The 25,104-nt window shown below is 39.8% G+C and carries 19 protein-coding genes and 1 tRNA gene; 3 read left to right on the forward strand and 17 right to left on the reverse strand.

The annotated features are described in order from the left end of the window. Positions 1-66 precede the first annotated feature (66 nt). The 11 genes from ACOQO1_RS12320 to ACOQO1_RS12370 form a co-directional block, all read right to left on the reverse strand. Positions 67-1,926, reverse strand: a complete 1,860-nt coding sequence (locus tag ACOQO1_RS12320; protein ID WP_420603182.1) for a sulfatase-like hydrolase/transferase — start codon at positions 1,924-1,926, stop codon at positions 67-69. A gap of 51 nt (positions 1,927-1,977) precedes the next feature. Further along, entirely contained in the window at positions 1,978-3,357 is a 1,380-nt protein-coding gene (locus tag ACOQO1_RS12325) for an MFS transporter (RefSeq protein WP_420603183.1), read from the reverse strand. 28 nt (positions 3,358-3,385) lie between these two features. Beyond that, on the reverse strand, positions 3,386-5,212 hold the full coding sequence (locus tag ACOQO1_RS12330) for a hypothetical protein (protein ID WP_420603184.1): 1,827 nt from the start codon (positions 5,210-5,212) through the stop codon (positions 3,386-3,388). Positions 5,213-5,219: 7 nt separating this feature from the next. Further along, the gene (locus ACOQO1_RS12335) at positions 5,220-6,443 is read right to left on the reverse strand and encodes an AGE family epimerase/isomerase (protein WP_420603185.1); all 1,224 of its coding nucleotides are present in this window, start codon (positions 6,441-6,443) and stop codon (positions 5,220-5,222) included. Further along, positions 6,440-7,609, reverse strand: coding sequence for a glycosidase (locus ACOQO1_RS12340; protein ID WP_420603186.1), 1,170 nt, complete (start codon positions 7,607-7,609; stop codon positions 6,440-6,442). Before ACOQO1_RS12340 ends, ACOQO1_RS12335 begins: the two co-directional genes overlap by 4 nt. A gap of 68 nt (positions 7,610-7,677) precedes the next feature. Further along, entirely contained in the window at positions 7,678-9,123 is a 1,446-nt protein-coding gene (locus ACOQO1_RS12345; protein ID WP_420603187.1) for a carbon starvation protein A, read from the reverse strand. Positions 9,124-9,151: 28 nt separating this feature from the next. Continuing rightward, entirely contained in the window at positions 9,152-10,717 is a 1,566-nt protein-coding gene (locus ACOQO1_RS12350) for a sulfatase (RefSeq protein ID WP_420603188.1), read from the reverse strand. Positions 10,718-10,763: 46 nt separating this feature from the next. Further along, positions 10,764-11,531 (reverse strand): LamG-like jellyroll fold domain-containing protein, encoded by a 768-nt coding sequence (locus ACOQO1_RS12355; protein WP_420603189.1) that lies wholly within the window; start codon positions 11,529-11,531, stop codon positions 10,764-10,766. Positions 11,532-11,544: 13 nt separating this feature from the next. After that, entirely contained in the window at positions 11,545-13,101 is a 1,557-nt protein-coding gene (locus ACOQO1_RS12360) for a sulfatase (RefSeq protein ID WP_420603190.1), read from the reverse strand. 193 nt (positions 13,102-13,294) lie between these two features. Further along, positions 13,295-14,761: a RagB/SusD family nutrient uptake outer membrane protein gene (locus ACOQO1_RS12365; RefSeq protein ID WP_420603191.1), complete on the reverse strand. Its 1,467-nt coding sequence runs from the start codon at positions 14,759-14,761 to the stop codon at positions 13,295-13,297. Between the two features lie 18 nt (positions 14,762-14,779). Further along, positions 14,780-17,779 carry a SusC/RagA family TonB-linked outer membrane protein gene (locus ACOQO1_RS12370; protein WP_420603192.1) on the reverse strand — a complete coding sequence of 1,000 codons (3,000 nt, stop codon included), beginning with the start codon at positions 17,777-17,779 and terminating at the stop codon, positions 14,780-14,782. A gap of 349 nt (positions 17,780-18,128) precedes the next feature. Between ACOQO1_RS12370 and ACOQO1_RS12375 the strand changes: the two genes are divergently transcribed. After that, positions 18,129-19,001 (forward strand): AraC family transcriptional regulator, encoded by an 873-nt coding sequence (locus ACOQO1_RS12375; RefSeq protein WP_420603193.1) that lies wholly within the window; start codon positions 18,129-18,131, stop codon positions 18,999-19,001. A gap of 7 nt (positions 19,002-19,008) precedes the next feature. On the opposite strand, the gene ACOQO1_RS12380 is transcribed toward ACOQO1_RS12375, so the two are convergent. The 6 genes from ACOQO1_RS12380 to ACOQO1_RS12405 form a co-directional block, all read right to left on the reverse strand. Next, positions 19,009-21,402 (reverse strand): glycoside hydrolase family 3 N-terminal domain-containing protein, encoded by a 2,394-nt coding sequence (locus ACOQO1_RS12380; protein ID WP_420603194.1) that lies wholly within the window; start codon positions 21,400-21,402, stop codon positions 19,009-19,011. Between the two features lie 158 nt (positions 21,403-21,560). Beyond that, positions 21,561-21,632, reverse strand: a tRNA-Arg gene (locus tag ACOQO1_RS12385). 50 nt (positions 21,633-21,682) lie between these two features. Further along, positions 21,683-22,096, reverse strand: coding sequence for a DUF6691 family protein (locus tag ACOQO1_RS12390; protein ID WP_420603195.1), 414 nt, complete (start codon positions 22,094-22,096; stop codon positions 21,683-21,685). Positions 22,097-22,098: 2 nt separating this feature from the next. Then, the gene (locus tag ACOQO1_RS12395; RefSeq protein ID WP_420604331.1) at positions 22,099-22,656 is read right to left on the reverse strand and encodes a YeeE/YedE family protein; all 558 of its coding nucleotides are present in this window, start codon (positions 22,654-22,656) and stop codon (positions 22,099-22,101) included. A gap of 183 nt (positions 22,657-22,839) precedes the next feature. Then, complete coding sequence (locus tag ACOQO1_RS12400) at positions 22,840-22,968, reverse strand: hypothetical protein (protein ID WP_420603196.1); 129 nt, start codon at positions 22,966-22,968, stop codon at positions 22,840-22,842. Between the two features lie 136 nt (positions 22,969-23,104). Next, entirely contained in the window at positions 23,105-23,311 is a 207-nt protein-coding gene (locus ACOQO1_RS12405; RefSeq protein WP_420603197.1) for a YgaP family membrane protein, read from the reverse strand. 112 nt (positions 23,312-23,423) lie between these two features. Between ACOQO1_RS12405 and ACOQO1_RS12410 the strand changes: the two genes are divergently transcribed. Together ACOQO1_RS12410 and ACOQO1_RS12415 are read left to right on the forward strand one after the other, a co-directional pair. Further along, a complete protein-coding gene (locus ACOQO1_RS12410; RefSeq protein WP_420603198.1) occupies positions 23,424-24,644 on the forward strand; it encodes a sulfite oxidase in 1,221 nt (406 codons plus the stop codon). 2 nt (positions 24,645-24,646) lie between these two features. Beyond that, on the forward strand, positions 24,647-25,099 hold the full coding sequence (locus ACOQO1_RS12415) for a monoheme cytochrome C (RefSeq protein WP_420603199.1): 453 nt from the start codon (positions 24,647-24,649) through the stop codon (positions 25,097-25,099). Positions 25,100-25,104: the final 5 nt, after the last annotated feature.

Genomic DNA, 25,104 nt, shown 5'->3' on the forward strand with positions numbered 1-25,104 from the left:
TCCAACAAAATTTGGACAACAAATCTAGTAATGGATTAGAACGCGCTGTAGTATTTGGTCCAGGTTTTAATTCGAAGTAATCGACCCCCATTTTTCCATGAGGGAGGTACACATTCGTACATCAAATGCTTTTGGATTTTCCTTTCCTTTATTATATACAACAAGGGTTTCTTTCTGTATCTCCGGGCCATTCTCATCAACACAATCAATAATATTCAGCGCTCTAACACGTGTAGAAATATTATCACTTTTTAATGACTTGAGCAGTATTTCTTTTCCTTTTTCAGGCTCAACAATCCTATACAAGGCCTCTGCAATTACCAGAGATGCACTTTCTGAAGAATCTTTAATAGCTTTTTCCAACGCATCGAGTTCTCCTTTTGCGTCATCTCCCAAAATCAAAAGTCCGGTGGCTGCCCAATACTGGACCGCACTGTTCTTTGAGTTCAATAGTGCAACAAGCTGGGGAATATCTTCCTTTGCAGCATTCATTGCAAAGTCAGCTACAGTAATCAACGAATCTATCCCAATTTCATTAGAATCTACCCGCATGGCATCATAAAGTGGCCCGTTTGATTGAATGCCTGCATATTCTTCCTCTGGAACAAACCCAACATCCTTGATATTGGACATCCAATCCCGATTGGCTTTACGGAGACGTTCCAAAACTGGAAAATATGTGCTATCCTCAGCAAGATTGTTTATTTCCCAGGGGTCATTTTCCGTATCATATAGTTCTTCTAATGGTTTTTCATTCCAAAAAACACTTTGTGTATCATTGCAAAGCCCATTTTTATAAGCTTTTTCCCAAGACCTTGTGGATGGGGCATTCCATAGGTAATTCAAATGTTGCCCATAAACCCTATACGGCATATAATTGCGTATATATCTGAACTTTTTATCCCTTGTGGAGCGACTCATATCGTAGCGCTCATCCATGCGGTCTTTAAACATAAAGGCATATTCGGGGTCATCAGTTTTTGCTTCACCCAAAAAGGCCCTGCCTTGCATAAATTCTGGAATCGGAAGCTTACACAAGCTCAAAATGGTGGGCGCCAAATCCACAAAGCTGACTAAACGATCAACCTTATTTTCAACAAACGTCTGAGGATGAAGATGCTTAAATTTTTCAGGAATATGGACAATCATCGGAACTCTGGTTCCCGTTTCATAAACAAACCGTTTGCTCCGGGCCAAAATTCCGCCATGGTCACTATAATAGAAGATGATGGTGTTTTCATATTCACCACTGCGCTTCAATTCTTCAAGAAGCTCCCCCAATTGGGTGTCCATGTTTTCAATCTTGTCATAAAATTGCGCCCAATCATGTCTTATCTCAGGGGTATCTGGGTGGTAGGGAGGCAATACCATATCCTCAGGGCGATGCCTAAGTTCATTTTTTGGTGTGGTTTTGTGGATAGAACTCTCATGCGAGGTCCCTATGTTGAATATGGCAAAAAATGGTTGGCCTTCTTTTCTATTTTTATAATGGGCATTTGAACTTGATTCATCCCAAATATCCATGGCCTGTTCCACATTTATATTATAGTCCTCTTTTCTGTTGTTGGTACAATAATATCCCGCTTGCCGTAGGTAGGTTGGAAAAAATTTGACATTATCCGACTTATCATACTTGCTTCTCATATGCTGATGTCCATTGCTATTAGCATATACTCCGGTAATAATGGTATTTCGGGCAGGTGCACAAACTGGAGCATTGGCATAAGCATGGGTATACAGAAAGCCAGATTCGGCCAATTTATCAATGTTGGGTGTTGTAGCAAGCGAATCACCATAACAACCTAAGTAGGGACTATTATCCTCGCTTACAATCCATAAGATGTTAGGCTGTTTTTTTTCTTTTGAGCATGAAATCAATGTCAAGACAACAAGAACACCCAACAATTTTACTTTAATGTACCCCATCTTACTTGGCTATTTTATTTAGTACTATGTTCCTTATCAAGATAAGGTTTTCTAGTTTTTCCTAATCTTGGACAATTCTGAATTTACTTCTTCCATAAAAGTATCATCAAGTTTGTAAAAAAACATAAATACAGCCGATGCCAGTGCGCCGATAGCAGGAAATATGGTCAGCATTAATTTAATACCGGTAATGGAGTCGGATGTTTGGTCTGCGTTCGCTTCAAAACCGTAAGCGGCCAAAATCCCCCCAGCAATGGCGCCCCCCAAGGTCCATCCCATTTTTTGTGACATAGAAGAAGATGAAAATATTAAGCCAGTGGCTCTTCTCCCATTTTTCCATTCGGAAAAATCAGCAATATCGGCATACATGGACCAAATTAAAGGCAAAACCATTCCGGCAGCTATCCCGATTAAAACATTCAATCCGTAGAGCAACAATACCTGATCTGGATTTACCCAGAACAAAACAATGCTCATAACTGCAGCTAGGAGCATAGCACTAATAAAGGTTTGCTTTTTGCCAATTTTATTGGCCATTGGAGTCGACAATAAAACTCCAACAATATTGGAAACGAGCCACATGGTCATATACGTTGCGGCCAATTTCTCCCATCCTACATTGCCAAAACCTGAGATTTCCTGATCCTTTACAATGTACTTGAAATAATACATCATGGAACCATCGCGTAGCGAGTTGAATATCAAAGTAGAGATTCCAGCACCAATCATGATAAACCATGCCACATTTTTGGAAAGATCTTTTAAGTCATCCTTTAGGGAGGATTGTTCTTTTTTGGTAGGTTCTACCCGTTCCTTTGTCCATTTAAATGTCAAGAAAAATAAGATGGCGGCCAAAATAGCATAGATGGACACGGTATATAAATAACCCTGAGCTTCGTTTGCTCCTGTTTCCTTAAAAAGGCCTATAAAATATGCCGCTGTCGAAGTCACAAAAATACCCCCGGCAAAAGCACCAATAAATCTAAAAGTTGCCAAGGAGTTCCTTTCCTCGGATTTTGACGACATTACTCCAAGCAATGATGAGTAAGGCACATTTACCCCGGTATACACCATCATCATAAGGGTATATGTGATGTAGGCGTATATCAATTTTCCGGTATCACCAAGGTCAGGAGCCAAAAAGGTTAAGATTCCAATCGCCGCAAACGGAATCGCCATCCATTTTAAATAGGGTCGGAACTTTCCATGTTTGGTATTTGTGCGATCACAAATTATTCCCATCAGTGGGTCATTGATGCTGTCCCAGATACGTGTCAGCAAGAACATCAGTCCAACAGAAGCAGGGGTAAGCCCAAACACATCGGTATAATAGATCATTAAAAACATGGAGAACAACTTCCAGAACATGGAAGAGGCAAAATCCCCTAGTCCGTAACCAATTTTTTCCTGTATCCCTATTTTTTGGCTCATGAGGTATTTGTTTTATGGTTACCTATTCTTATTGGTAAAACAATTCAACCCTACTGATCTGGGTCTCTTTTGAAAATTTGATTTTTAAATAGCTCGCTTCATTGTCCAATTCAACATCGTATAACATTGGTATCCAATATCCATAATCTCCTTTTCCATTGTTATAGTTGGTTGGGTTTATAGGTTGATTCTGATACGAATCATTATTGGCAGCTATTGAAAGGGTTAAATTATCCTCAGTCCCTTGCGAAAAACTATAGACCTTGATCCTTTTCAGATTACCTGGAACATAATAGATCATTTCATCCCCGGGATTTCCTTTAAAACGGTACATATCTTCTTTGAAGATTCGGTCATTGCTCGATTCCAAGGTTACACTTTCACTGGAAAAGAAAACTTTACCAAAGTTGTTCATGTTATCTACCAAGGCAAAGGTCTCAGCAAGTACTGGCCCAACCGTATTTGAAAATCCAGATGCCCCATATTTATTTATAGCTTTAATCTTGTAATAGTATGATTTTCCAAGTTGTACTGTATTATCCTCAAAATGCGGCACATATTGATTGACCGCATCAGAAACATTAAAGCCCACTTGAACAAATGGTCCATTCTCGCTTTCTGCACGATAAACATCATAGCCTGAGGCTCCGGTGGAACCTTTCCATGTAATAGCGGAGGTATGATCAATAGGTAGAAGCTCTGGAGTAGTAGGCGCTGCAAGTTTCGGTGCTTCCAATCCAGAAATTTCCGATGCCTTTTTACGCATCATTGCAAAGAGGTTCTTTTCATCATATTCGTTTCCACTATCAAAGCCTGGCCAATGGTAAGATTTGTACCGACCATATCCCAAAGGTTCTGAGTGCCAATAGAACCCTCCTTCGGAGCGGTGACCTCGCAATCCCCAAATCAAAATTCCCACAACATCCGATTCAATAACATCGTTAATGCACTTTTCCATGGCCGTGGTGCTTACAAAACCATATTCACCAATTATATATGGTTTTTTACCATCAACAATTTCAATGTTCTTTTTTACGTGCTTGCTAAAATCTTTTGCGTTTAACTCGTAGTGGTGGGAGTTGATAATGTCAATGTTAGGGTCTTCAACCGCACTTTTTCTTACCGGAACATCATCAAAAGCAAAGAAGCCATCCATGATTAAATGGTTTTTGTCCATTTTTTTAATGTATTTGGCAATCATGGCTGTCCATTCAGGTGTGGATTCCAATTCGTTTCCGGTTTCCCAGCACAGAATGGCTTTATCATCCTTATAGGGTACACCTGTTAAGGTATTTACCCTATTTATTACATGCTTCAAAGTTTTTTTGTAGTCTTTGATAAGCTGCTTATCGGTATAAAACTCTTTTACAGTTTTTCCTCGGAATCCGGCATATTGAGGCGCACCACCCATCCATCTAAAGTTGTTAAGGGTGGAGAATATTATTCTGATGTTGTACTCGTTGGCCAACTTCAACACCAAATCCATGGTCTGAAAAGATTCCTCCACAAACTCCCCCGGGCCTTTTACATAGGTAGGTGTATCTGGAGATTCATTTTCCAACTGTACGGGAATGGTATACATTCGAATTACCCTACCTCCCAATTGCCTTACGGTTTCAAAAACATCCCTGATTTCATATTCGTCCGGTAAGCTGTAGGGCTGTTTTTCGGTAAAGGCAAATTCGTCTTCGTTATAGTTTAGCGTGGGCACATTAAATGAAACAAAGCGAAATTCGTTATCCCCATCCATCAACTTGTTGCCTTTGACAGTGATAAAGTTTTCAATCCCATTTTGGGACCATCCCCATTGCATGGAAATTAAGGCTGCTATGATTAAAAAGGTTATTTTTTTCATTTGATTGTCATTTATTTTTTAATTGAGGAATATTCAATGCTTCAATCCTGTCCATCATTTCAAAACAGGCTCTTGAGTTATGATAAGGGCATTTCCAGAACCCAATTTTTTCTTGGGGGTTTTCAGAAATATTTTCGGTTTTTGCCATCCAAAACCATTCTCCGTTCTGATGATCTATCAAGTTTTTTTTAATGAATTCCCAAATGCTGAAAATATGGGGAACAAAGTTTTCATCTTGTGAAATGGTATGCGCGTTCATTAAGCCCACAAGAGCTTCCGCGTGTTGCCACCAATGTTTTTCATTGTCCACATGCCCATTTTCAGTATCACGTTCATTTATGATTCCACCATCTTTATCAATAGCTTCCGAAATAAATTTTTGGGCAATCCGAACAGAAACGTCATGTGTCTTTTTAATGAGTTCTTCGTGCACTATCATTTCGGCAGCTTCTGTCAGCAGCCAAGCACATTCAATATCGTGCCCGTATGAAATAATTGAGCTTTGGTTTTCCCATGTATTGGTGAAGAAAAGATTCAGATGGTCTTCGGCATTGATAAACTTATCCAAAAAAAGCTTGATCAGGTTTATCTGTTGTTCCCTCAAAAAATTATCTGGCCATACACTGTACAAATTGGTATAGGCTTCCAAAATATGGAGATGGGTGTTCATGGTCTTTTCCTGATTGGCATCTTTGGTGCTCAATCGCATATCTTTTAAAGCTGACCAATCTTCTGAAAAAGCTTCTATGTATCCTTTGTTCACCTTATCGAAACTTTTTTCTTCAATTAGATGGAACAATTCAATGGCCCTTTCCAAAGCCTGTTTGTTCTTGGAAATTTTATAGTACTCGGTAAAGGCGTAGATGGTAAATGCCTGAGCGTAGATTTGCTTTTTTTTGTTGACAGGCTTGCCAAGATAGTCCAACTCCCAATAGACACCGCCTTGAATGTTGTCGATAAAATTATCGTTGACGTACCCATATGCCCTATCCGCCAATACACGAAATTCTTCCTTCTTTAATTTTCTATAGGCTAGGGAAAATGTCCACAGTATTCTGGAATTCAAAACAATGCCTTTGTTAGAGCGCATGTTTTTAATATTCCGATAGTCGACCTGCCCCACAAACCCTCCATGCTCAACATCAATGGAGTTATTTACCCAATATTCCAATATGTTCTGCTGAACGGTATAATCCAGCTCATCCTTCAACACACTAAACTGGTCTTTCACTGGGCTATTTTTGAATTTTTTAATATCAATGCGTTGATTGCTTCAACCGATTTTTCAGATCTAAACCCATCTGATGGGGTATTTATGGCATAATCTACCAGGCGATCCACTGTTGAGGTGGCCACATGCATACGTGTATCGGAAGATGCATAATATATATATATCGTACCGTCATCATCCAAAATCCAACCATTTGAAAACAAAACATTGGATACATCTCCAATGCGCTCCTCACCTTCTGGGGCCATAAAATAACCTCCAGGCACATGGGTAACCTTGGAAATATCATCCAAGCTGGTCATGAAAACGTAAAGGGTATACCGAAGACCTGCGGCCGTATTACGCACTCCGTGGGCCATATGTAACCAGCCTTTACTTGTTTTTATGGGAGCTGGTCCCAAGCCATTTTTCAGCTCGTATATGGTGTGGTACTCCTTGTTGTTAATAATAGTTTCTTCTTTAACTATTGGGTTTTCCATGCTATCCACAAACCCGAGGCCTATGCCTCCTCCTCCACCAACTTCAATAAAACCATCTTGTGGTCTGGTGTAAATTGCATATTGACCGTTCACGAACTCTGGGTGCAATACCACATTTCGTTGTTGTCCCGCGTTTGAGGTCAAATCTGGCAACCGTTCCCAGTCCACCAAATTTTTTGTCCTTGCGATTCCCGCTCCGGATATAGCCGCACTAGTATCGCCATTGGGAGCATTGGGATCTTTTCTTTCCGTACAAAAGATGCCATAAATCCATCCATCTTCATGTTGCGTTAAACGCATATCATAGACGTTGACATCGGGGTTTTCCGTTTGTGGAAGGGTAATCGGATTTTTCCAAAATGTAAAATTGTCTACTCCGTTTGGGCTTTCGGCAACGGCAAAGAAAGATTTTCTATCCCAACCCTCTACACGAGCAACAACAACATATTTACCATTCCACTTAATGGCACCAGCATTAAAAACTGCATTGACCCCTATGCGTTGCATCATAAACTCATTGGATGAAACATCTAGATCATACCTCCATTCCAATGGAATATGCTCTGGTGTCAAAATGGGATATTCATATCGTTCATAAATACCGTTGGACAGTTCTTCCCTGTTATTTTTTTGCTCAATTATTCTTGTGAAATTATCTTTTAAAGCTTGTAATCGGTCTTTACTCATTAGTCTTATTTTCTTTTCCGCTATTTAAATCAATGTTGGTTTCATATTGTTTTGCAAAAACTTAAATGCTAAATTTTTGCCGGTATTTTTTTCTCTTTTTTCAATCTGGCTCTCCATCTTTCAAATAGCAAAAAAATCACTATTGTAATGATTGCCCCGGTGGGAAAGGAATATTCGTAGGAAATAGAAAAGCCTTCAGGAGCAAAAAATATATATGTTGTGACCACCATGGTCATGAACAAAGCAGGGACAAGTGAAATCCAGTACAGCTTCGATTTCTTGACAAGGTATACCGTAATGGTCCACAACACGATGGTGGCCAACGTCTGATTTGCCCATGCGAAATATCTCCAAATGACACCAAAATTTAAGTGCACCAATAAGTATCCCACCACAAAGAGCGGCACACTGATCAAAAGCCTATTTTTTATAGGTTTTTGATCGCTCTTCAAAAAATCTGCGATTATTAACCTTGCGCTTCTGAATGAAGTATCCCCAGAAGTAATTGGTGCTGCCACCACACCCAATATTGCCAATATAGCGCCCAGTCCACCCAGGGCATTACAGATATGATGTACTATAAGCGTAACATTGTCATTGTTGTTCGCCATTTCAAGGTTCAGTTCTTTTATTCCTCCAAAAAAGCTCATGCTTATTGCCGCCCAAATAAGTGCCACAACACCTTCGGTCACCATGGTTCCATAGAAAATTCTTTTGCCCTGTCTTTCGTTTGAGATACACCGGGCCATAAGGGGTGATTGGGTGGCATGAAAACCAGAAACTGCCCCACAGGCAATTGTTATAAAAAGCATTGGGAAAATGGGGAAGTCTTCAGCATCGTAATGGGTATTGGTCAAGTTTGCCCAAGTAAGTTCAGGGACTTCCAACTGTTCCACAAACAAGTACCCCAAAAGCGTCAATGACATTAAAATCAATGCAATTCCAAAAAGCGGGTATATTTTTCCAATGATTTTGTCAATAGGCAAAACAGTGGAAAGTATATAGTAAAACAGGATAATCAATATCCATACTTCCAAACCTATTGTGTCTTTTGTTGATTCTGCCAAGATCTTTGCAGGTCCAATTAAAAAAACAGCCCCTACCATAATCAATAAAAACACGGTGAAGAAACTCATAAACTGTTTTACCCTTTCCCCTAGATAATGTCCTGATATTTCCGATATGCTCTTTCCATCATGACGCAACGACAGCATCCCTGAGAAATAATCGTGGACCCCTCCAGCAAAAAGGCTACCAAGAACAATCCACAAAAAAGAAATGGGGCCCCATAATGCTCCCGCCACTGCGCCAAAAATGGGTCCGAGACCCGCTATGTTCAAAAATTGGATAAGGAACACTTTCCATTGGGGCATTGGCACATAATCAACACCATCTGCTTTGGAAACCGCTGGGGTGCTCTTATCTGGGTCTATTCCAAAAACACGCTCCACAACAGTTCCATATAGCTTATAGCCTATTAAAAGAATGCCTATGGAAACAATTAGAGATATCATTAATTTTCTGGTTCTTGTTGATTCATTTTTACTTATACACGGATGTCATATGTTGCTTTAATCTGCTAAGCGTCGATTTGTAATACGGGACATCAACAAGGTTGAAATTTTCCTGTTCATCTATGCTGTGATCATAAAGTTCGTATTCAACAAAACCGTGCTCCGGTGCCTCCCATTTTACCAATCGGTATCTATCGGTTACCATTGAATATCCAATGGCGCTCCCCACCTCCGGTATGTTTCGTGGATATATACTAAAGGCTTCTTTTTTCCATTTTAAATCAGCAGTGGATTCAATAATGGGGCGCAAGCTCATCCCTTCCAACTTATACTTTGGTTCACTTAAATTACAATAGTCCACAAGGGTGGGATAGATATCCAAAAGCTCGACCAGTTCATCTGATGTTTTACCATTCATAGGAGAATTGGGTACACGAACAAACAATGGAACCCTAGTGGAAGATTCATAATTGGAATGTTTTGTACCCCATCCATTGTGCTCACCAACTTGATATCCATGATCTCCATAAACTACAATAATAGTTTTGTCATATAGGCCTTGAACTTTAAGTTCTTCTATGACCTTTTGAAATTGGGCATCCACATAACTGATACATGCAAGATATCCATGTAATGCATTGATGGCTTGTTTTTGGCTGGGCCTACTCCCTTTTTTAGGACCGTTTTCATATTTATAGATTCCAATGTCTTTTAACAAAGTGTACTCCGGTGCTCCCACAGGATGAAATCTATTTGGAGGAAGTTGCAAGCTATCGGGATCATACAAATCCCAGTATTTTTTTGGAGCTACAAAGGGTAAATGCGGCTTCACAAATCCCAATGCTAAAAAGAAGTTTTCGCCATTCTTCTTACTTTGTTTAATAACCTCAACCGCCTTATCTGCCATTGCGCCATCTGGTAGTTGGTCATCTGCAACATCTGGAGCTTCAAAATAAGTTACTTTGGGAATGGAGGATATTTTTTGCATGTCTTTTCCGGCATTGGCCAGAGAGTCATATTTTTCGTGATATCTTACCATTCCTTTGGGCCCATATGCTCCCACGTTAGGGTTCCATGCCGGAGCAGACCAGGCATCTATAATGTTGTCCGACCCAATTGATGTTGCTCCCATCTGATGGAACACCTTGCCAATACTAAAGGAAAAATATCCGGCGTCCTTAAAACTTTCAGGCATGGCATAGGAGTCTGGATATTGTTCGTTCAACGGTTTTCCCTTCAAGAACATTCCCGTCACACCTGTTGTCTCGGGACGTAATCCTGTAAGGATTGATGCCCTGGATGCCGAACAAAGTGCTTGTTGGCAATACGCCCTATTGAACCTTACAGCATCCTTGGCAAATTGATCTAGGTTTGGCGATTTAACAACCTTATCGCCATAACTACCCAGTTGCGGTCTTAAATCATCTATAGAAACAAACAGTACATTAAATTTGTTCAACACTTGCTGATCAACACCCTTATTTCTTTTACACCCTGCGGCCAATATAATGATGATGCACAATAAGATCAATCCCCAATTCCTATATTTTGAATAGGGACTGTTTTGAGCATATTTAGACTGTGTTGGCTTCATGGATGTTCCTGGTTCTTTACGCTATTTTAAAAAGTTGCAACTATCACTAATTCAGATGAGCTATTTCTTCTTCAGAAAGTGCACGGTCATAAACGGCCAACCTTGCAATCCCGCCTACAAAAAAATTCCCGATTTCCCCTAGACGATCCACAGCTCCCACGGTAAAATCAGAACCATCTTCCCCACCATCAAAAAGTTGGTGTTCAAACTTGTATGGATTAAGTCCTTCCCTAACATCCAATTTCCCATTTAAATAGGATTTGGCATACTGGCCATCAAAACTGAATGCCACGGTCACCCATTCTCCATAAGCAATGGGGGTTTGCCCTATTGAAGCATCCCTTGCCCATTTATGGCCCGGCGTGGGACCTCCCACATCCGAAATATGACCACACACCTGATCTCCACTTTCTTTTTGTAGCAGATTCAGAAATAGGTAGTATTGTCTTTTCTTACGGGTTTCGTTCCACATCCCTGCAATGGCTTCGCATTGTTCATAAGATTTTTCATGTCGATTTATCTTTGCCACTATGGTGAACTTAGAATTTTCCCCATGAAAATTTAAGGCAGGACAATCCTTTCTTGGGATGTAGAGATAGCCTCCCTCTTCTATGTTCAGATAATCTGTGGTTTCATCCTTTTTAAACGATACCAAGTCATTTCCCTTAATCAATTTATAATTGACCTTGCCTGTGCTTTCCAATGAGTTGTTGGTACTAAAGTCCCAAAACACCGTTGGTTGGGGTTCGTTATTTTTTGAAGTGCAAGCCAACAAGCATGTTGCCAATACCATTATTAAAACCTGTCGTATCATATTTTAGTTTCTTTTAGTATTCTACCCTTCCTTTATCTGTAACTTCTCTCATTTCCGACAAGGAAATGTTATCCCCATACTCCTTTTGAAGTGCTTTTAACCTTTTTTTTAATTTTCGTACGAGCGATTTGGTTCCTTCGGCACCATAGATGTTCGTCATTTCGTTGGGGTCTTTTTCCAAATCGTAGAGCTCCCAGACATCAATGTTATAGTAGTAGTGAATCAATTTGTACCTATTTGTTCGAATCCCGTAATGTGGTTGCACATTATGCCATTTGGGGTACTCGTAGTAGTGATAGTACATTTCTTCCCTAAAATCTTCTTCCGACTCACTTGTCAGCAAGGGAACAAAGCTCTTCCCCTGAATATTCTTGGAAGGTGTAACTCCCGCCATATCCAAAATGGTTGGGGCGAAATCAACATTCAAAATTGTAGCATCACTTTTTTGTCCTGTCTTTATTTTTTTGGGATATCTGGCAATAAATGGCATTCTAAGGGATTGTTCGTACATGAATCGTTTATCGTACCATCCATGATCACCCAAATAAAATCCTTGATCAGCAGTGTAAATCACTATGGTGTTTTCCGCCAATCCGGTTTCATCCAAATATTCCAACAGCCTTCCAATGTTATCATCCACAGACCGTATGCACGCCAAATAATCTTTTATATAGCGTTGATATTTCCATTTCTTCAATTCCATTCCGGCTAAAGTATCGGAAGGGGAAACATGTTCGCCTTTATCACCCAACCGCTGCCATTTTTTAAATTCCTCATCTGACATACCTGATGGACGTGGTAGTTTAAGATCTTTGTTGGTCAAATGGTTTTCAATGGTCATCATGGTCTTGCCAGCCGTGAGTTCCCTGGTGGCATAGTCATCATTAAAAGTTTCTGGATATGGCATTTCCACTCCATCAAACAGCTTTTCATATTTGCCATCTGGATACCATGGTCTATGAGGGGCCTTAAACTGAAACATGAGCATAAATGGTTTGGATCTGTCCCGTTTATTTTTAAGCCAATCCAAAGCAAAATCACCTGTCAGATTAGTTGCATATCCTTCCTCTTGCACATGTTCTCCATTGTCATTGTATACAGGGTTCCAATAGCTTCCTTGTTCTCCATTTAGGGTATGGTACTTAAAATAATCGAAGCCCGTGGGTTCGCTCCACAAATGCCATTTTCCAATTATGGCAGTGGTATACCCTTCTTTTTGCAATGTTTTTGGAAATGTTTCCTGGCTCCCATCAAAAGGGTCGCCTCCTTCATTTTTGTAAAATCCATTTTGATGACTGTATTTTCCCGTTAGTATAGATGCTCTGCTGGGTCCACAAATGCTATTTGTGCAGAATGCATTGTTAAACAACATCCCTTCTTTTGCCAATCTGTCTATGTTTGGCGTTGGGGCTACATCTTTGTAAATCCCTCCATAAGCACTAATGGCATGCGATGCATGATCATCAGACATTATAAAGATGATATTGGGTCTATTTTCTTCCTGCCCATATAGTCCGCAAACAGCAACTATGCAAAGAATAAGAATGTTCAAAGCACTACTCTTTTTCATTTTTTCTTCCATATTATGTTTCGTTTTTGGTGAAAAGTGTTTTTAAATACTTATTCAATATATGAGAACTTTGGGTTATACAGACAGTTGATGTACTGAATTGCCTTATTTCATAAGAAAACAGAAAAAACAACCCAGTTTTTATGCCGGGTCGTTTTCACATGAATTAAACTAAACTAACTCAAACTATATTTTAGTAACCAGGATTCTGATCTGCATTGGTCAACTCATCATTATTGTCAATCTCTTGCTGGGGAATTGGATACAACCAATCTTTATCATCTTCAAAGAATTCGCCAAGATTGGCACCATTGATCAATCCAACAGCCTTGGCTTTCGGCATCAATTTCATATCATACCAACGCTTACCTTCCAAGATAAATTCCCATGCTCTTTCGTTCCACACAGCATCCATAAATTCGTCTTGGCTTAGACCCGCATAGTCTATACCGGCATCTGGAGTTGTAATATCCACCCCATATCCTCTGCGACGAACTTGATTCAACGCTTCATAGGCATCAGCTGAAGGGGTTCCATTGGCCATGGCATCTGCCCAGGCATACATGGTCAACACATCCGCATATCGATATATGGATTGGTTGTTCCCGTGTGCATTTTGTCCAGCGCCATTGCTATCGATATATTTTTTGAACAACATTGGAATACTTGAGGACAGCACTGCTACTTCTTCCGGGGTATTGTATAGACTGAAGTTCTTTCTCAAATCTGTATCATCCCATTGTGAAGTAATGATCGGAGCATCCAAATTGCCTAATAACACTCTCCAACCTGCAGATGAATAACCCAAGCTTGAGTTGTGCATAAAGCTAAGCAGCCTCATTCCACTACTACCTTCTCTTACCCAAATAACAGAAAGCAGTTCGCCAGAATGTGTAGCTCCGTCTTCTGGAGAAAATACAGTGGCCAAATCAGGCTCCAATTGAAACTCGCCAGAGTCGATAACTTCTTTTGAAACAGCTGCACTCTCCGCATAGTTGCCCACTGTTAAATGTACATGGGCCAAAATTGCCTTAGCTGCATGCAGACCCAATCTACCTTGGTCACCACCAGTGAAGGTTGCAGGCAATGCATTAGAGTTGATTGCATCCGTAAGATCCGTGATGACTTGATCATAAATAGCACTCTCACTGGATTTGCCCAATGAAATATTGTCCAAGCTCTCCAATGGTTCTAGACGTAAAGGCACAGCTCCCCATGAACGCACAATGTTAAAGTAGTGCAAGCCTCTCAATGCCTTGGCTTCGGCTACAAACTGCGTTTTAAGCGCCTCATCAATATCCAAATCGGGCACTGTGGCAATCACGGTATTGGCTCTATTGACAGCATTGTACATGTCATCCCATGCATCATTGATCCTACTTCTACTTCTTGCGACCAAATCATATCGTCCAACATCTGCCCAACTACCTCTGGCCATCATATATTCACTTCGCACTTCAGCCTGCATTAAAAAATCCTGCTGATAATAGCTACGTAACTGCAATCCTGCATATGCACCTTTTAATAAGGCCAATGCCCCACCTTCGGAGTTTAAATCTTCAGGTGCTAAAAAAGCACTTGGTTCTTCCGTATACACATCTTCACAAGATGCGAACACCAAGGCTAACCCAAGAAAGATTAAAATAAATTTTGTTTTCATTTTTCTGATTTTTTTTAATTAAATACCTACTCTTAATCCCATTGAGATGACCTTAGTGCTAGGGTAAACGTTATTATCCACTCCTAAACGCAAGTCACCATCTCCAAACGCACTAACCTCTGGATCATACCCTGAATAATTAGTGAATGTGAAGAGGTTCTGTGCATTAATATATACTTGTGCATTGTTCAACCATGAAAACTTATCTGTTGGGATGTTATACGCTAGGTTAATGGTTCTAATCTTAATGTAAGAACCGTCCTCTACAAATTCAGAGGAACCTCTGAAATCATTGGTTTGTGAAATTATAGGGCTTGAGGCATTAGTCGTATTTGTAGGTGTCCAACGATTCAACACTTCTGTTAACTGATTGGCACCTCTTTGAAAGGAGTTTCTCAATATAAATTTCCTTCCCCAAACAATATCAAAGCCTTGTGCTCCTTCCAAAAACACATTCAATGAAAAGTTCTTATAAGTAAAAGTATTGCCAAGACCAAAGGTAAAATCTGGATGTGGAGAGCCAATGACCCTTCTGTCATTCTCATTGATTTCTCCATCAGGACCTGGCACAAAATTGCCTTCACTATCTGAACCACCGATATCCAAGAATTGATTTTGTCCTTCATCAGTATATCCATCATTTACATAACCGTAGAAAGTAGATATCGGAAGTCCTTCCCTTATGATGTGGAAATCAGAAATCAAATTGGTAACCCTACCCGGAAAAATGTCCGCTCCTCTGCTAAGCTTTAAAACCTTGTTTCGGTTTCTTGATAGTTGAAAGGAAGAATCCCAGCTAAAGTCTTCATTGTCCACCACGTTGGCATCAATACTAAGCTCCAAACCTTTGTTCTCCATTTCCCCAATGTTTTGGGTAATTGATATAAACCCAACCGAAGATGGGAGGTTTACCTGCGCCAACAAATCCGTGGTCTTTTTGTAATAGTAGTCAAAAGTAAAACGCAACCTATTGTTCGCAAGTCCAAAATCCAATCCAAAGTCATATTGCTCGGTGGTCTCCCATTTTAAATCTGGGTTGGCAGGTGAGCCCGGTATAAAACCAACGCCCAATGCGCCCCCCAAAACTACAGGAGCGGATTCAACACTGGACCATGTCTGGAACGGACTTACCGCTTGATTACCGGTAACACCCCAGCTAAGCCTTGCTTTAAGGTTTGAAATCCAATCAACATTTTCCATGAAATCTTCGTTGGACACTTTCCATGCAAATGCCGCTGATGGGAAGGTTGCCCTTTGCTTTCCTTCGGCAAAACGGGACGACCAATCTGAACGAGCGGTTACGGTAAACAAATATTTATCCATATAAGAATAATTGACCCTGCCCAATAGTGATGCAAGCCCCCATTCTGTATTCCCTGATCTTGGCACTTGTGGAGAAGCACCATCTTGTAGCACTTCCGCGCCAAGCAAATCTGTAACAAAATCGAAAGATGAAGCAGAGATAAAGGTGCTTCTAAATTTCTGCCAGTTGTAACCCAATATGGCATCTATCCTGTGGGCTCCAAATTCTTTGTTGTAGTTAAGTATGTTTTCATTCAACAATGAATAACTTTCGGTTGAGCCTCTAAACGCTTTTCCTGCTGGAGCACCATCCAAAAGTTCCCTACCTATGTATCTTTTGGTTTGTGTTGTAGTATAATCAACCCCAATAGAAGATTTAAAGGTTAGGCCAGGAGCCAAGGTGAACAACCCATAGAAATTGTCAAAAATTCTGGTGCTCAGTATCTCATCATCATATTCATTGATCCACTTCATTGGATTATCCAATGCACCAGGAGCATAATCAAGATCGGAGTAGTCATTCTCGGTGATATTATTATAGGTGCCATCTGCATTGTAAACAGGTTCTGTTGGAGATGCAATATGCGCCTCACTAACCGCCCTATTACCACCATCTCCACTATACTGCCTGTCCGACCTAGACAAAATCAAGCTATTGGCGATAGTCAACCAGTCGCTCATTTTAGCTTCCGTATTGTTACGAAAGGTCGCTCTTTCAAAACCACTGTTCTTAAGAATCCCGTCTTGGTTGAAATAGTTGAAGGATTGAGAGGTTTTTATGCGTTCGTTACCAGCTGTTAATGTTATAGTGTGGCTCTGTACAGGTGAGGCATCAAAAAGTTCGTCTATCCAATCGGTATTTGAAACCGCAGAGGCGTTTGGAAAATATGGACCAGCTTCTCCATCGTTGACCGCTCTTTCATTGGCAATTTCCACAAACTGTTGCGCATTTAACAAATCTAGCTTTTTAGCTTGCTCCTGAATACCATAGTAACTATCCAAGTCTATCGAAAATCTACCTTCTTTACCCGTCTTTGTTGACACAAGGATAACACCATTGGTACCTCTTGCACCATAAATGGCAGTAGATGAAGCATCTTTTAAAATTTCAATGCTTTCAATATCAGCAGGGTTTATCCCATCCAATCCACCAACAACGGGAAAGCCATCAACAATGACCAAAGGCTTATTCCCTCCCTGAATGGAATTTGTACCCCTGATTCTAATTGTGGTTGGCGCTCCCGGGATACCACTGTTTTGGATTACACTTACACCACTGGCCCGTCCCTGCAAAGCTTGGTCAATGGAACTTACCGGTATGGCGTTTAAATCATCAGCATCTACCGATGCCACGGAGCCCGTTAAATCGCTCTTTTTTACAGAACCATATCCCACCAATACCACCTCGTCCAAATTAGAGGTGTTTTCAGCCAAACTTATGGTCAACTGTGTTTGCCCATTAACCGGGACTTCTTTAGTAGTGTAACCTAAATAAGAAATCACCAAAGTTGCATTGGAATCGGCAGTGATGGTGAAGTTCCCATCAAAATCGGTCTGCACACCATTTGTTGTTCCCTTTACAACAACATTGGCCCCAGGTAATGGACCATTTAAATCGTCCGTTACTGTACCAGTAACAGTAATTTCTTGCCCAAAAGCCAAGCAGCAAAAGGCAAGAAGCATTGTTGTTAAAACAGATTTAAGATTTTTTTTCATAATTCGTGTTTGATTTGAATTCCAGTTTATTTGATTAAGCTATTTGAAACAAATCCATCAAAATCAACCTCAATTGATTTTACTATTTGTTAACAAAAAAATCACATCTCCAAATCTATGGTCAATACCATATAGCCAATAAATATTTTTACATCATATAATGATACTATTACATCAAATTAAATGTAGTTATTACGTTTAACAGGAATTTTATTATTAACTCATGAATCATAACTACTTGTTTTTTAGTATATTTATCAATATCCATATATTTACAATTGCATAACCTTTTCAATATTTGAGCATACTATTAAATATACTTTTCTATCATTTCTAATACATTATATTAATGAAAACACATCGAGAAATAACCCCTTTAAAAGAGAATGATTGTTTTTTAGTGTTTGATCGGAAGCGAAATAATTTTGATTTCCCAATACATTTTCATCCAGAATATGAAATCAATTTTATAAGAAATGCCAAAGGCGCTCGTAGAGTTGTTGGAGATCATATTGGGGAAATAGAGGAATTTGAACTTGTTATGGTAGGTCCTAATGTTCATCATGCCTGGGAAGATTATAAAAATGACCAATCAGAGACTTTGCACGAAATAACCATTCAGTTTCCTAGATATTTGTTTGATGAGCAAATGCTGAACAAGAATATTTTCAAACCGATCAAAGATTTATTCAGGCAAGCCAACCACGGCATTCTTTTTTCATATGAAACTGCCAAAAATGTTGAAGAAAAACTTGCCCTTATTAGCAAGAAAAGTGGCTTTGATAACTTCTTGGATTTCCAGTCACTGCTTTATGACCTTGCCATATCCAGGAACAAAAAGCTTTTGACCACAATCTCTTATGAGAACCAAACCGAATTCCATAATAGTAAGAGAATTGAAAAGGTCTATAATTTTATCAAGGAGAATTACGCCCAAAAAATTAAGATTGAAGAAGCTGCCTCCGTGGTAAATATGACGGTTATTTCTTTTAGTAGACTAATAAAACAGCGAACCGGAAAAACCTTTACGGAATTTGTAAATGATTTAAGATTGGGCTATGCCATTCGTAAACTTATAGAAACCAATGATAGCATTTCTGAGATATGTTTTCAATGTGGTTTTAATAATATTTCCAATTTCAATAGGGTCTTTAAAAAGAAACAAGGTTGTACCCCAAAGGAATTCAGGGAGAACTTTACCGGAACAAAGAATATTTATTGATATTTAATCAATCGGTGATTTCAAATGTCCCCTTAAGTTGAAAATCTGTTGAGGAATCACCAATGGCCATATGGAAAACACCCATTTCCACCACAAATTCGCGATTGATATCCATGAGTTCCAACGCCTCCGGTTTTAAGGTAAAGGAGACCGAAGCTTTTTCATTGGGCTTTAGGTGAATTCTTTTGAATCCTCTTAACTGCCACTTATAGACGGTAATGGAGCTTACCTCATCATTTATATAAAGTTGGGGAACCACATCCCCAGCAGTATCTCCTGTGTTTTCAACCTCAAAACTTACTGTAAGCACTCCTGAATCTGTGGACAGATTGTTTTCAATACTAAGATTACTGTATTTGAAGGTGGTATAACTTAACCCGTGCCCAAATGGGTATAATTCGGTTACAATTCTACTTTTTCCTGTTCCATTGGGACCATCTTTGGCCTGTCCGGCCTGCGAATTAGGTTTATATGGAAAGTTATGTGGAATCTGACCTACACTTTTTATAAACGTGACAGGAAGGTGGCCCCCAGGATTATAATCCCCAAAGATAATTTCCGCTATAGCTTGTCCACCATACTCCCCAGGAAACCAAGCCTCTAAAACAGCATCTGCTTGCCTATCGGCATAATTGACCGTTAAAGGATGGCCATTTATAAGTACAACTATCAAAGGTTTGCCTGTCTTGGAAAGTGCCGTCAATAACTTTCGTTGATGTCCTGGAAGGTTTAAATCGGTTCGGCTTAAATTTTCACCCACCATTTCTTTTTCCTCCCCAACAAATAAAATAATAGCATCGGTTTTTTCCGCTTTGGCCACGGCATCGGCTATCATCTCCGATTCCTTTTGATTCAGCGGCACTTCAAAAATTTCTGAATCGGGCCAGTTTTCATCCTTTATATCAATTCCCTCAGAAAAAACCACATCGACCTTTCCTTTTAGTCGGTCAACAATACCTTCATATCCAGAAATAACATTGGTTTTCAATGCTCCATATCTACTTATGGAACTTGCAGTGGCCTTGGCGGTAGGGCCACACACCAACACTGATTTTAGTGCATTCTCATCCAGAGGCAAAGTATTGTCCTTATTTTTCAATAGGACCATTGACTCTCTTGAGGCTTGCAGTGACAAGGCCTTATGCGCATCGTTCTTCACCACTTTGTCCGCCAACTTTTCCTCTTTATAAGGTTGATCAAACAATCCTTCTTTAAACTTCACATGAAGTACTTCCCTAACTCTTTTATTCAATAACTCTTGGGAAATAGCCCCTTCCCTAACAAGTTCTCTCAGTGGGTTAATGAATTTGTCCGGAGGGTTAAAGGTGGTTCGCACATTCAATCCAGCCGTTATTGCCAACTTCACGGCTTCTTTATATGAATCAACAACATGATGTTGATAGTGCAGGTAGGCAAGCGCCTCACTATCCGAAACCACGTAACCTTTAAAACCGTAATCTTCCCGAAGTAATTCTGTTAGGAAATAGTGGCTTCCTGTTATTGGTTCCCCATCATAATCGTTGTAAGAACTCATCACTCCCATGATATCGGTCTCTTGGATGGCACGTTTAAATGGATACAAATACATCTGGTGCATATCGCGCCATGTAATATGTGGATCCACACGCACATAACCATCACGCCCGCCTTTTGGTGCGGAATACACGGCAAAATGTTTTAGTGTATTCACAACTCCCTGTTCTTGAATTCCTTTACTTATCTGAACGCCATATTCAGAAACCAAAAAAGGATCTTCCCCAAAGCTTTCCACTATCCGTCCCCAACGCTGGTCACGGGCAACATCTAAAACCGGGGAATAAATATTATTGTACCCAAGCGCGTAGGCTTCCTTCCCAATTACTTGCCCGACTTTGTATAGAAGCTCGGGGTTCCAGGTTGAGCCCATTCCTATTTGTGCGGGAAAGGAGGTAGATTTCACATGGTTCAATCCCCGTATACCTTCGTTTGTAAACTCGACCGGAATCCCCAATCTTGTTTCTTCTATGAAAAATTCTTGAATCGTATTCAATGCCCACACATGCTTACTATATGGAAATGTATACTGGGCTTTGTCAGAAACACCATTGGAGGCCTCATCGATATTCGCCAGACCATCTTTCCAAAGTTCCTGTTTCCAACCTTCGGTTGGTAATTCATCGGTAGCTACCCTACCATAACCGTAAAGCGTGACCAATTGCATGGTTTTCTCTTCCATGGTCATCAGGGATATGAGATTATCCAATCTCCTTTCAATGGTTTCCCCTTGATCCTCGTAGACGTCCTTTACTGCATTTTTATTGAAGTCAATCCACCCTTTATGGTATATCTTTTTGGTCTGTGCTAAAACAGACATATTTAGCAATAGTAGTCCAGGAAGCAATAATTTGATGGCCGAGCTCATATCAATATTTCTAATAAAATGTCTTTTTTAATCAATGACCCATGTTTTCGTGTGCGCACACGAAAACATGTGCAAATCTAATAAATCTTCTTTGATAGCATTACTTAATACTAATTTTGTTCACTTAAGTTTTGATTGACTGTTTTAACGAAGTAAAGTAGCCCCGGCAAGAATCGAACTTGCATCTAAAGTTTAGGAAACTTCTATTCTATCCATTGAACTACGGGGCCATTCCTATAAATGGACTGCAAAAATATGTATTTTTGGGAAAAAGAATTTTTTAATGGGGCAATTTATCTTTTAATAATCCATAAAAATATGTCCCTAAAATTGCAGATGCCAGCACTACGGCAATTGGAAGGAATCCTGCGCCCAATAATGTAAATATAGGTCCGGGGCATGCCCCTGCCAAAGCCCATCCTAATCCAAAAAGAATCCCCCCGATCAAATACCTTGCCATTCCTTTTTCCTTAGGGGCAATAATAATGGGGTCTCCAAAAAATGATTTGACCTTAAATCGTTTTATAACTTGAATGGCCACTATACCAATCCCAAGTGCAGAACCAATAATTCCGTACATGTGAAAAGCATCAAATTGGAACATTTCATAAATACGGAACCAGGAAGCGGCTTCGGATTTAAACAACAAAATTCCAAAAAATACGCCTATAACTAGATAAAAAAACGTTCTCATACCTAAAAAATAAATGGGAATAAAATGTGGACCATAAACAGTCCACCAATAAAAAATCCGATTACGGCAATCAAAGATGGTAGCTGTAAATTACTCAATCCAGATATGGCATGGCCAGATGTACAACCTCCAGCATATCTAGCTCCAAATCCTACCAAAAACCCTCCTATGACGAGTAAGGCCAAGCTTTTTAGGTCTGAAAAAACACTTGGCCCAAAAAGTTCAGATGGTAGATAGTCTTTGCCAGCACTTTCAAAACCCAAGGCTTGCAGCTCGGTTATTGAATTTGAGTCAATCGCAACAGACATATCTGAAGACAAAAAATTGGCTCCAACAAAACCTCCAATTACCACCCCTAGAACTACCACTAGGTTCCATCTTTGTGATTTCCAATCAAACCGAAAGAAATCAGTTCGTTTTCCAGCACCACACAGGGTACAAAGCGTTCTTAAATTTGAGGACATCCCAAACCGTTTGCCCATCAGAATAAGAACAATCATTACAAAAGCAATCAATGGGCCGGATACATACCACGGCCAAGGATCATAGATCATATTAATACATTTAAAAAAGTTCTAAAAGAAAATCAGCTTTCCAGCTTAATTATATCACAATTTCCAACTTTTTCTAATATCCTCCAGAAAATATGATCCAGTTAACGCTAATTGGTCTCAACATCACTGTTAAAGAGCCATAAAAACGCACACCGCGTAAAGGATTATTGGAATTGCCATCAAAGATGATTATTTCTTTCCGCTATTCATCAAGGCCAATACTGCACCAACAAGTACAATGACCACCAAAGCGAACACACCTATCATCCAGATGCCATTTTCCCACGAAACCAAAGGAATTATATGAAGTGCTTTCATTCTCTGAATTTTATAAGAACCAAATGTAATTGGCCCACCTTTTAGAACATATGATAATTCTCAGTTAATTACTATTCAAAAATGCATCCCAGCCTGTACAACTGAGATGCATTCAAAAAAACAACCAATTAGAAACTTATTTTTTCACTTTGCATGTGCTCACCCCAAAAATGGTGTATAACGGACAAAAGCTAATAAAACTGGTTAGCACAAAAATTCCTGCCAAAGCCAATAAGATGTATGCCAAAGTTCCCTCAACAATATTAAAATAATACAGTGCAGAAACAATCAATGCTACAACTATACGTATAGTCCTATCCAGATTACCCATATTCTTTTTCATAACTTCTATATTGCTCCGTCAAAATTATAGCATCCCCCTAATGTTTTTGGTAACCTGTGTTACATAGCCATGTTCTTTTTTATACTATTTTTAAGTTTGGCAAATTACTTTGATGGATAGAAGAAATTTTACGGGAAAAATATCCTTGGCCGTTATGGCTAGTGTACTTGGAACTGATATTGTTTTTGGAAAGTCGATGCCAGAGGGTTATTTACCATTGGGTTTGCAAGAAAAAGATCCTTTTAAACTGTTTGGGTTGGACGAGGAAATGGTAATCCTAAACGACAAACCCTGGAACATTGAGGCAAAAGCACATTTATTGAATGACAAGGTCACTCCAAATGAATTTATGTTCATTCGTAATAATGGGAAAATCCCTGAAAATGTTGACACAGCCAATTGGACATTGACCATAGATGGTGAATCTGTCCAGAATAAAAAAACCTATACGCTAAGCGACCTTAAAACCAAGTTTCGGCAATACACTTACCAATTGACCCTTGAGTGTGGAGGTAATGGACGAAGTGAATTCAACCCTCCTGCAAAGGGCAATCAATGGACGGTTGGAGCGGTTTCATGCGCAAATTGGACAGGTGTCCGCCTCCGTGATGTACTGGAAGATAGTGGTATTAAATCAGATGCGGTTTACATAGGTTATCATGCCGCTGACACCCATTTAAGTGGTGATCCTACCAAGGAACCCATTTCCAGGGGGGTCCCAATTTCAAAAGCCATGCAGGAGGAAACTTTGTTGGCCTTCCAGATGAACGGAAAAGACATTCCCATTGCGCATGGCCATCCATTACGCTTGGTGTGTGGGGGTTGGCCCGCCTCTGCTTCCGGCAAATGGATCAACCGATTAAGCGTAAGAAACAAAGTGCATGACGGTTCTAAAATGGGGGGTAGCTCGTATAGGGTGCCTTGCGAAACTGTTGCTCCAGGAACCAAGGTAGAAGATTCCAACATGTGCATTATTGAATCAATGCCCGTAAAATCATTGATTACCTCTCCTAAAAGTGGAGCACTGATCAAAATGGGAAATATATTGACCATTCAAGGTCATGCCTGGGCAGGGGAATTGGAAGTTTCAAAAATGGAATATTCCATAGATTTTGGGAGCACCTGGCACAGTTGCAGCCTTGAAAGTCCAGTTAACCGTTTGGCATGGCAACATTTTAAGACTTCTATATCCTTTCCCCAAAAAGGGTATTACGAAGTTTGGGCCAGGGCAACAGATCAAACTGGAAAAAAACAGCCTATGGTACTTCCCGGTTGGAACCCAAAAGGTTATTTAAACAATGCCAGTCACAGAATAGCGGTTAAAGTGGTCTAACAATGAAAAATAATTTTGAAGACCAAGTAAAGGCACTTTCCAGGACACTTTTATTGTTTCTGATTTTACTGGTGGTGCTTATTGGAGGGTTATTTTATTATATAAAATATCCTGAAGAACTACATCCAAAGGAAGAATACCAAGAGGTCCTTGCTGAGGTTGATAATGAAATTGAAAATGGTATTCATGTAGCAACTGGTTTTATTGTTGATGATGGAATGCAGGCGACCATACAAAATTGCACCAATTGCCATTCCGCAAAACTGGTCACCCAAAACCGAATGAGCAAAGAAGGTTGGAAAGCTACCATAAAGTGGATGCAGGAAACCCAAAACTTATGGGATTTGGGGTCAAATGAAGAGACCATAGTGACATATTTGGCAAAAAACTACGCTCCTGTTGCCAAAGGGAGGCGTCAAAATTTGGAAAATATAGACTGGTATGAACTCAAATAAATTGT

This window comes from Flagellimonas sp., from assembly GCF_965222555.1.
GTDB lineage: Bacteria > Bacteroidota > Bacteroidia > Flavobacteriales > Flavobacteriaceae > Flagellimonas.

Bases quoted from the DNA above. Each gene is read 5' to 3' on its own strand.
- ACOQO1_RS12320 (WP_420603182.1), bottom strand. From the start codon at position 1,926: ATGGGGTACATTAAAGTAAAATTGTTGGGTGTTCTTGTTGTCTTGACA.
- ACOQO1_RS12325 (WP_420603183.1), bottom strand. From the start codon at position 3,357: ATGAGCCAAAAAATAGGGATACAGGAAAAAATTGGTTACGGACTAGGG.
- ACOQO1_RS12330 (WP_420603184.1), bottom strand. From the start codon at position 5,212: ATGAAAAAAATAACCTTTTTAATCATAGCAGCCTTAATTTCCATGCAA.
- ACOQO1_RS12340 (WP_420603186.1), bottom strand. From the start codon at position 7,609: ATGAGTAAAGACCGATTACAAGCTTTAAAAGATAATTTCACAAGAATA.
- ACOQO1_RS12345 (WP_420603187.1), bottom strand. From the start codon at position 9,123: ATGATATCTCTAATTGTTTCCATAGGCATTCTTTTAATAGGCTATAAG.
- ACOQO1_RS12350 (WP_420603188.1), bottom strand. From the start codon at position 10,717: ATGAAGCCAACACAGTCTAAATATGCTCAAAACAGTCCCTATTCAAAA.
- ACOQO1_RS12355 (WP_420603189.1), bottom strand. From the start codon at position 11,531: ATGATACGACAGGTTTTAATAATGGTATTGGCAACATGCTTGTTGGCT.
- ACOQO1_RS12360 (WP_420603190.1), bottom strand. From the start codon at position 13,101: ATGAAAAAGAGTAGTGCTTTGAACATTCTTATTCTTTGCATAGTTGCT.
- ACOQO1_RS12365 (WP_420603191.1), bottom strand. From the start codon at position 14,761: ATGAAAACAAAATTTATTTTAATCTTTCTTGGGTTAGCCTTGGTGTTC.
- ACOQO1_RS12370 (WP_420603192.1), bottom strand. From the start codon at position 17,779: ATGAAAAAAAATCTTAAATCTGTTTTAACAACAATGCTTCTTGCCTTT.
- ACOQO1_RS12375 (WP_420603193.1), top strand. From the start codon at position 18,129: ATGAAAACACATCGAGAAATAACCCCTTTAAAAGAGAATGATTGTTTT.
- ACOQO1_RS12380 (WP_420603194.1), bottom strand. From the start codon at position 21,402: ATGAGCTCGGCCATCAAATTATTGCTTCCTGGACTACTATTGCTAAAT.
- ACOQO1_RS12390 (WP_420603195.1), bottom strand. From the start codon at position 22,096: ATGAGAACGTTTTTTTATCTAGTTATAGGCGTATTTTTTGGAATTTTG.
- ACOQO1_RS12400 (WP_420603196.1), bottom strand. From the start codon at position 22,968: ATGAAAGCACTTCATATAATTCCTTTGGTTTCGTGGGAAAATGGCATC.
- ACOQO1_RS12405 (WP_420603197.1), bottom strand. From the start codon at position 23,311: ATGAAAAAGAATATGGGTAATCTGGATAGGACTATACGTATAGTTGTA.
- ACOQO1_RS12410 (WP_420603198.1), top strand. From the start codon at position 23,424: ATGGATAGAAGAAATTTTACGGGAAAAATATCCTTGGCCGTTATGGCT.
- ACOQO1_RS12415 (WP_420603199.1), top strand. From the start codon at position 24,647: ATGAAAAATAATTTTGAAGACCAAGTAAAGGCACTTTCCAGGACACTT.